This is a genomic window from Actinoallomurus acaciae, assembly GCF_042429965.1.
GTDB lineage: Bacteria > Actinomycetota > Actinomycetes > Streptosporangiales > Streptosporangiaceae > Actinoallomurus > Actinoallomurus acaciae.
This window is the reverse complement of sequence record NZ_JBHLZP010000255.1, coordinates 25,480-31,437: the sequence shown is the minus strand read 5'-3', so window position 1 is coordinate 31,437 and position 5,958 is coordinate 25,480. Positions and strand designations below refer to the sequence as shown.

Below are 5,958 nucleotides of genomic sequence, written 5' to 3'. Positions count from 1 at the left end.
CGCCGACCGGCGCGCGGTGGACCAAGCGCTGACCGCCGTCGGCATGGCCGAACGGGCCCGCGACCCCGCCCAGGAGCTGTCCGGCGGCCAGCAGCAGCGTGTGCTCATCGCCCGCGCCCTGGCCGGCGAGCCGGACGCGTTCGTCATGGACGAGCCGACGGCCGGCGTCGACGCCCGCAGCCAGGAGACCCTGGCCGGCACCCTGCGCGAGCTCGTCGGACAGGGCCGTACGGTCGTGCTCGTCGCGCACGAGCTCGGGCCGCTGGAGCCGCTGATCACCCGGTCGGTCGTGCTCGAGGCGGGCCTGATCGTGCACGAAGGCATGCCGCCGGTCCCGCAGGGCGAGTGCGCGCGGCCCGGCCACGACCACGTCCACCCGCACGCCTCCGCGTCCGAACCCCGGCTCCTGTCATGATCGAACTCCTGTCGTACGACTTCCTGCGCCGCGCGCTGGTCGCGGCCGTGCTCGTCGGCATCGCCGCCCCGGCCGTCGGCACGTTCATCGTGCAGCGGCGGCTGGCGCTGCTCGGCGACGGCATCGGCCACATCGCCCTCACGGGTGTCGGCCTCGGCCTGCTGACACGCAGCTCCCCGACGATCCTGGCGCTGGTCGTCTCCGCGCTGGGCGCGGTCGCGATCGAGCTGCTGCGGGTGCGCACGCGCACCGGCGGCGACGTGGCGCTCGCGCTGCTGTTCTACGGTGGGCTGGCCGGCGGCGTGCTGTTCGCCAACCTGTCCGGCGGCAGCGCGAACCTCAACAGCTACCTGTTCGGGTCGATCAGCAGCGTCAGCCCCGGTGACCTGTGGGTCGTGGCGGGCTTGGCCGTCGCGGTCGTCGTCATCCTGGCCGTCTTCGGCCGGGAGCTGTTCGTGCTGTGCCAGGACGAGGAGGTCGCGCGGGCGAGCGGCCTGCCGGTGCGGTTCCTGTCGCTGCTGATCGCGGTGACGGCCGCGCTGACGGTGGTGGTGGCGATGCGCGCGGTCGGCCTGCTGCTGGTCAGCGCGCTGATGGTGGTGCCGGTCGCCGCCGCGCAGCAGCTCACCCGCGGATTCCGGGCGACGATCGGGCTGGCCGTCGTGGTCGGCGTCGTGGCCGCCGTCGGCGGCCTGTGGGTGTCGGTGGACGTCGACATCGCCCCGGGCCCCACGATCGTCCTCCTGGCGATGGCCGTCTTCCTAGCCGCCGTCGGGGCTGGAAGACTGATCCGTATGCGCCGCACGGAAACGCCATGACCTGGTCACCCCCTCCCGTACGGGAGGGCTCATGACGGGGCGGAGAGACGACGTTCGCCGCGCGCTGTCCACGACGGAGGGCTTCCGCAGCGCGCAGGACATCTACGCCGGCCTGCGGGCGTCGGGCTCACGCATCGGCCTGACCACGGTGTACCGCGCGCTTCAGGTGCTCAGCGACGCCGGCGAGGTGGACGTGCTGCGCACCGACGAGGGCGAAGCGGTCTACCGGGCGTGCCGGACGGACGAGCACCATCACCACCTGGTCTGCCGCGTCTGCGGCCGTACGGTGGAGATCGAGGGCCCGGCGGTGGAGAAGTGGGCCGAGGCGATCGGCGCCGAACACGGGTTCCGCGACGTCACCCACACGGTCGAGGTCTTCGGCACCTGCGCGGAGCACTGACCCCGGCCGGAGGGCCGAGACCGCCGGGAGTCAGGTCCCGGGCTTGGTCAGGAGGTCGAACGTGGCTTCGGCACGGTCGCGGCCGGTGTAGAGGCGCCAGGCCTCGTCGGCGATCAGGTCCGGGTCCAGCGACGGGACCTCGCCGAGACCGTCCGGCCGTGATGTCACCAGCGCGTGGATGTCGCCGCGTTCGATCAGGCCTCCGATGGTCAGGGTGCCCGCGTAGACCCCGCTGCCGGCCAGGGCGGCGTGCAGGGTGATCGCGTAGTTGCGCAGGGCCGCCGAGGCGAGCGCCAGGGCGCCCAGGGCCGGTAGCGGCGCCACCGCGCTCAGGCCGCCGGCGAACAGCAGCCCTCCGTCGCCCCGCTCGATCATGGCGGGCAGCACCTTCTCCACCGCGTCGACGGCGGGGTACACGAGGCTCATCGACTCCCGTACGGCGTCGGAGTCGATCCGGTCGATCGGCACCGGCCGGGCCGACGGGTCGGCCGCGCCCGGGCCGTAGTAGACCACGTCGACGCTCCCGTGGCGGTCCGCGATCGCGTCGAGCACGGACCGGAGGCGGTCCCGGTCGCGGAGGTCGGCGGTCAGCGCGGACGCCTCGATCCCCGCGTCCGCCAGGGCGGCGAGGTAACCGCCGTGCCGCGTGTCGCTGCGGGACACCAGGGCCACGGCGTAGCCCTCCCGGCCGAACCGGTGCGCGATGGACATTCCCAGACCCGGCCCCACGCCGAGAACGACGGCCGTCTTCTTCATGGCGCATCCCCTTCCAAGAACTTGAGGCAACCCTCAACTTTCTTGGAACGCTACCATGGAAGTTGAGGCAACCTTCGAGTTAGAGGGCGAACACCGACATGCCGCCGCACGCCAGGCACCTACGGGCGGACGCCGTACGCAACCGCGACAAGCTGCTGACCTGTGCCGTTCAGGTCTTCGGCGAACGCGGTCTGGACGCGCCGCTGGAGGAGATCGCCCGCCGGGCCAAGGTCAGCATCGGCACGCTCTACAACCACTTCCCGACGCGACAGGACCTCATCGACGCGGTCGTGCCCGAGCGGCTCGCGGCCCTGGAGCAGATCGCCGTCGAAGCCCTCGCCGACCCGGATCCCTGGGACGGTCTCGTCCGGTTCCTGGACGGCGTGTTCGAGCTCCAGGCACGCGACCACGGGCTCAACGACGCGCTCGCCCGGCGGTTCCCCGACGACTCGGCGGTCGGCGCGGCGTGCCGGAGCGGGTTCGCCCAGGCGGACCTCATCATCGAGCGGGCGCGGCGGAGCGGGCGGCTGCGCCCCGACTTCGACACGCGCGACCTCGTCACCCTCATGTGGGCGATATCCCAGGTGATCCGGGAGTCGATGGAGGTCGCTCCGGAGGCGTGGCGCCGCCATCTGGCCTTCGTCGTCGACGGGTTGCGCGCCGACGCGGCCCGCCCGATCGCGGTCCCGCCCCTGACGGACGGCCAGCTGGAGAAGATCGTACGAGGCCGGTGACGCACGATGGCGTCCCGGCCCCGGTCGAACGGTCAGGCGATCATGCGGCAGGGCGCAGATCGTCCTTCGTCAGCCTCTCGATCTCTTCCGGAGTGGCGACACGCCGGTAGGTCCACGGCTGTACCGGGACGGGCTGACGACGGATGCGAGCGAAAACACGACGCAGTTGAGACATGGCGATATCCAGCGAGGTTGAGCCGGAAGGATTACACCTTATTGTCGCACGTCACCAACGGTCACCCTGTCATTGGGGGGCGTGTTGCGCCGACCATTTCCGCCGTCCGCGAGCAGGTGGTCTTCCGCCGATCGCAACACGCGTTCCGGCCGGAGAATTCCCCACGCGGTCATTCGAACCCGAAGTCCGCGGCCGCCGGGCGACGCGGGTGATGCGATGAGAGCCCGGAGCAGCACACGCCTCCCGGCGAGGTATCAATATTCGTCGCCTGTCCCGCGCGACGCGGGCCGACGGAGGCCGGGACGCGGTCGCGCGGGGCGGTGCGCGAGCTGAACGGCACGCCTCTGGACCACCTCCGCCGTGCCGCCGGGCTCGTGGACCGGGCCGACGGCATCCGCCTGGGCGTCTGCCGACGGGCGCTGGACTCCGGCTGAGCGACCTCCACCGAGAGCTCGCCGCACGCGGCGAGCACGTCCGCGGCGACTGAGCGAGGGCGGTGCGTCCCAATCCTCGGATCCCGCTGGCGGACAATGACTGGCTGGCTGTACAGTCAACGCTCCCTCAACGAATGGAGCACACTCATGGCCGCACGCGACTGGGCCGTCAAGAAGGCCGCTTCGAAGATCCTCGGCCCCGACGAGAGGCTCGTGGCGAGCTGCATGGCCAACCTCCCGGGCACGCTGAAGCGCGAGGGGTACTATGCGGCGCTGCAGAACGTCGTCGGCATCCGGTTCGTGGACGTGGCGGCGGACGGCGGGCTGCCGCCCAAGATGAACCTCGCGGTCACCGACCGGCGGGTGCTGCTGTTCGAGCAGTCGGCGCTCGGCCGGGCCAAGGACCTCGTCGCCGAGATCCCGATCGCCCAGGTCGCCGAGGCGCGGACGCTGCAGTCCGGCCGCGCCCAGGTGTCCGTCAAGGTGCACAACTTCGCGATCACGTTCCAGGGCGGCGTCGACCTGGAGCTGGAGTCGGCCGACAAGGGCGGCGTCAACAACGTCGTCGGCGCCATCAACGGCCGGGTCCGGGCCTGACCGGTGCGCTTTCGTGGCGGCAGGCGAGGACAATGGGATCGGTCATCGATCTGTCGGGGGTTCGCTTGTCGCCACGTTCGGCTCAGGTCAACCGTGAAATGCGTGCACAGTCACAGCAACGGATCCTGGAAGCGGCCCTGATGGCATTCGCCGAGCGCGGGTACGAGGGCACCACCATCGCCCAGATCGCCGAGCGGGCCGGTGTCGCCCGCGGCCTGGTCTCGTACTATTTCCCGGCCAAGGAGAAGCTGCTCCAGACGCTGCTCGGCCAGGCGCTCGACGGCATCCTCGCCCTGACCGACCCGGCCGAGGGCGAGGACACCCCCGATCTGCGGCTCGCCGGCGTCATCGGCCGCACGCTGGAGTCGGCCGCGAACACCGTCGGCGTACAGCGGCTCGTGCTCTGCCTCATGCTCCAGCCCGGCACGCGTGAGATCTTCGTCGGCGTCGAGGCCGCCAAGTCCGACGCGGTCGAGGAGTTCGAACGCCGACTCCAGGAGATCTTCGCCGCGCGCGGGGCCGAGGACCCCGCGCTGGAGGAGGTGCTGTTCCGCAGCGTGCTCGAAGGCGTCATCTTCAAGCTCGCGGTCTATCCCGAGACGTATCCGCTCGCCGCCGTCCGGCACCGCCTGCTGACGATGTACGGCCTGCCGGCCGGCGACCCGCCCGGCGAGCCCGTACGTCCGCTCCGGGCTACTTGACCCCCGCGGCGACCTCGTTGGGGATCGCTCCCCCGAACCTCCGGTCGCGGCGGGCGAACTCCACGCACGCCTGCCAGAAGTTCCGGCGGTCGTAGTCCGGCCAGAGCACGTCCTGGTAGACGAACTCCGCGTACGCCGATTGCCAGACCATGAAGTTGGAGCTGCGCAGCTCCCCCGAGGGCCGCAGGAACAGGTCGACCTCGGGCACCTCGGGCCGGTAGAGGTAACGCTGGAAGACCTTCTCGTTGATCTTGTCGGCCCGCAGCCTGCCGGCCTGCACGTCGCGGGCGATCGCCGCCGCCGCGTCGGCGATCTCGGCCCGGCCGCCGTAGTTCACGCAGAACTGCAGGGTCAGAACGTCGTTGTGCTCGGTCATCCGCTCGGCGTCCTCGAGCTCCTTGATGACGCTGCGCCACAGCTTCGGCCGCCGGCCCGCCCACCGCACCCGTACGCCCATCGAGTGGAGCTGGTCGCGGCGGCGCCGGATGACGTCGCGGTTGAACCCCATCAGGAAGCGCACCTCGTCCGGCGAACGCCGCCAGTTCTCGGTGGAGAACGCGTACGCCGACAGGTACGGCACCCCCAGCTCGATCGCGCCCATGATCACGTCGAAGAGGGCATACTCCCCCATCTTGTGGCCCTCGGTGCGCGGCAGCCCGCGCTCTTTGGCCCAGCGACCGTTGCCGTCCATGACGATGGCCACGTGATTGGGGATCAGCTCTTTGGGCAGCTCCGGCGGTCGTGCTCCGCTCTCGTGCGGATCCGGCGGCTGTACGACCCTCATGATGTGGTGTTTCTCCTATTCAATTTCAACGGCGGCGTTCCACAGCGACGCCTCACGCTCGGGCCCGCCGGTCGCACTCGGCTTCTCACTCACTCCGCGCCCGGCTTCGTCCCTCAGCCGGGCACTCCGTTCGCTCGGCGCCTC

Annotated in this window: 8 protein-coding genes; 6 read left to right on the top strand and 2 right to left on the bottom strand. The window is 71.0% G+C overall.

What is annotated here, in order from left to right:
* The 3 genes from ACFFNX_RS28790 to ACFFNX_RS28780 form a co-directional block, all read left to right on the top strand.
* The coding region (locus tag ACFFNX_RS28790; RefSeq protein WP_378208787.1) for an ATP-binding cassette domain-containing protein at window positions 1-415 on the top strand (415 nt) is incomplete at its 5' end.
* Window positions 412-1,233, top strand: a complete 822-nt coding sequence (locus ACFFNX_RS28785) for a metal ABC transporter permease (RefSeq protein WP_378208785.1) — start codon at window positions 412-414, stop codon at window positions 1,231-1,233. The genes ACFFNX_RS28790 and ACFFNX_RS28785, both read left to right, overlap by 4 nt.
* 31 nt (window positions 1,234-1,264) lie before the next feature.
* Window positions 1,265-1,633 carry a Fur family transcriptional regulator gene (locus ACFFNX_RS28780; RefSeq protein ID WP_378208783.1) on the top strand — a complete coding sequence of 123 codons (369 nt, stop codon included), beginning with the start codon at window positions 1,265-1,267 and terminating at the stop codon, window positions 1,631-1,633.
* A gap of 30 nt (window positions 1,634-1,663) precedes the next feature.
* Here the strand turns inward: ACFFNX_RS28780 and ACFFNX_RS28775 are convergent, their stop codons facing one another.
* Window positions 1,664-2,389 (bottom strand): SDR family NAD(P)-dependent oxidoreductase, encoded by a 726-nt coding sequence (locus tag ACFFNX_RS28775; RefSeq protein WP_378208781.1) that lies wholly within the window; start codon window positions 2,387-2,389, stop codon window positions 1,664-1,666.
* A gap of 98 nt (window positions 2,390-2,487) precedes the next feature.
* Here ACFFNX_RS28775 and ACFFNX_RS28770 point away from each other — a divergent pair, with 98 nt between their 5' ends.
* The 3 genes from ACFFNX_RS28770 to ACFFNX_RS28760 all read left to right on the top strand — a co-directional run bounded on the left by ACFFNX_RS28770 (window position 2,488) and on the right by ACFFNX_RS28760 (window position 5,030).
* Complete coding sequence (locus tag ACFFNX_RS28770) at window positions 2,488-3,123, top strand: TetR/AcrR family transcriptional regulator (protein WP_378208779.1); 636 nt, start codon at window positions 2,488-2,490, stop codon at window positions 3,121-3,123.
* 756 nt (window positions 3,124-3,879) lie between these two features.
* The gene (locus ACFFNX_RS28765) at window positions 3,880-4,329 is read left to right on the top strand and encodes a hypothetical protein (protein WP_378208778.1); all 450 of its coding nucleotides are present in this window, start codon (window positions 3,880-3,882) and stop codon (window positions 4,327-4,329) included.
* 32 nt (window positions 4,330-4,361) lie between these two features.
* Window positions 4,362-5,030 carry a TetR/AcrR family transcriptional regulator gene (locus tag ACFFNX_RS28760; RefSeq protein ID WP_378208776.1) on the top strand — a complete coding sequence of 223 codons (669 nt, stop codon included), beginning with the start codon at window positions 4,362-4,364 and terminating at the stop codon, window positions 5,028-5,030.
* On the opposite strand, the gene ACFFNX_RS28755 is transcribed toward ACFFNX_RS28760, so the two are convergent.
* Window positions 5,023-5,814, bottom strand: coding sequence for an isoprenyl transferase (locus ACFFNX_RS28755; RefSeq protein WP_378208774.1), 792 nt, complete (start codon window positions 5,812-5,814; stop codon window positions 5,023-5,025). The two genes, ACFFNX_RS28760 and ACFFNX_RS28755, sit on opposite strands and share 8 nt — an antisense overlap.
* Window positions 5,815-5,958: the final 144 nt, after the last annotated feature.